The sequence below is a fragment of the Dietzia sp. NCCP-2495 genome (assembly GCF_026011735.1).
Lineage (GTDB): Bacteria > Actinomycetota > Actinomycetes > Mycobacteriales > Mycobacteriaceae > Dietzia.
In genome coordinates this window covers 1-1,456 of sequence record NZ_BRVN01000056.1, presented here as the reverse complement: position 1 = coordinate 1,456, position 1,456 = coordinate 1, and the positions used below count along the sequence as shown (strand labels likewise).

Sequence of the window (1,456 nt, the reverse complement as noted above, 5' to 3'; positions counted from 1 at the left end):
TGGCTCTTCCGGATTTAGAGTGCGTTGATCCGATCCTGGAGCTGTCCGGAGTGGATGAGTGACCGCAAGATGTAGTGCTTGAGGTTTCGGAAGCCCAGGGCGATCCCGCGGAGGTGCTCGAGCCTGCCGTTGATGGCTTCGACGGGCCCGTTGGAGGCTCCGGTGTCGAAGTAGGCCAAGATCTCGCGGTGCCGTTTCCACAGAGACCGGCCCAGCTGTGCGAGCTCGGGCAGCTTTTTCGGGACGCCGGCCCGGATCGATTTGAGCAGCTTGTACATCGCGATCTTGCCGTCTCGGCGCCGCGGGTGTTCGTAGGCGGCGATCAATGCCTGGTAGACGCCGTAGGTGACCTCGACCGCGGCGTGCGCATCGTTGGCGGTGAACGCCTTGAACAGGCGCACCTTCTGCTTGTCAGTGAGCAGTTCGGCCCGGGTGTTCAAGGTCCGCCGGATCCCGTACAGGGGGTCACCTGTGCGGCCGCGGTGCCCGGTGGTGTCCTGCTGGATCCGCTGGCGGCACAGGGTCATCTTCTCGGCCGCCAGGTGCACGACGTGAAACGGGTCCATCACCGTCCGCGCTTCGGGCACAGCCTTGGCGGTCGCCGAATGGTAGCCGGCGAACCCGTCCAGGGTCACCACCTTGATCCGGTCACGGAACCCCTGATCACGGGCGTCCAGCCAGTCAGTGAGGACCTTCGCTGAGCGGCCGGAGATCATGTCCAACAGCCGGGCCGGACCGGTACCATCCACCACCGGGGTGAGGTCGACCAGGACGGTCACAAACGACGAGGTCCCGTCACCGCGGACATGCTTCCACTTGTGTTCATCGACGCCGAGAACGCGGACCCCGTCCAGGTGGCCGGGCTGGTCGTAGACCATCTCGCGGATCTTGGAGATCGCCAGGTCGTTGACCAGGTCCCACCCCAGTCCGAGGGACTTTGCCACTCCAGCAACGCTGGTGCGGTCGATCGCCAGGCGCTGCAGGATCCAGCGGGTGCAACGTCGGGTGGTCTTGGCCCGCGGCTCGGCCAACTGCGGCATCCGCTGCTGAAAAATCTTCGTTGCACAGGCTTCGTTGTCGCAGGTGAACCGCGGTAGCCGGATGTGCAATCTGGTGGGATGCCCCACGATCGGTACATCGGTCACCTCGCGCACAACATGATCACGCAACCGCCCTGCAATCCCGCACTCATCACAGACGGGGTCAGTGGTGACCGGAGAGCAGAACAGGTGGGTGATCTCGTCGGCAACAGCGGCGTCGGTGATCGTGACACCGAGCTCAACGGTGCGGCAAATGGTGTCGGCGAGCAGGCTGGCGGTAGCGTTCAAGACGGGTCCTGGGGTGTTCGATGCGCGGTGTGAGAACCTGCATCTTCACACGCCCCAGGACCCCTACATCTTGTGCCTCACCGCATCACCGGCAAACCCCACCTACGCACGCCGGAACCGGAAGAGCC

1 protein-coding gene is annotated in these 1,456 nt (G+C 64.4%); it reads right to left on the bottom strand.

Annotated elements, in window-relative coordinates; all coding sequences use genetic code 11:
- Positions 1-14 precede the first annotated feature (14 nt).
- Positions 15-1,328, bottom strand: coding sequence for an ISL3 family transposase (locus tag OPF83_RS17335; RefSeq protein ID WP_264888897.1), 1,314 nt, complete (start codon positions 1,326-1,328; stop codon positions 15-17).
- Between the last annotated feature and the right edge of the window lie 128 nt (positions 1,329-1,456).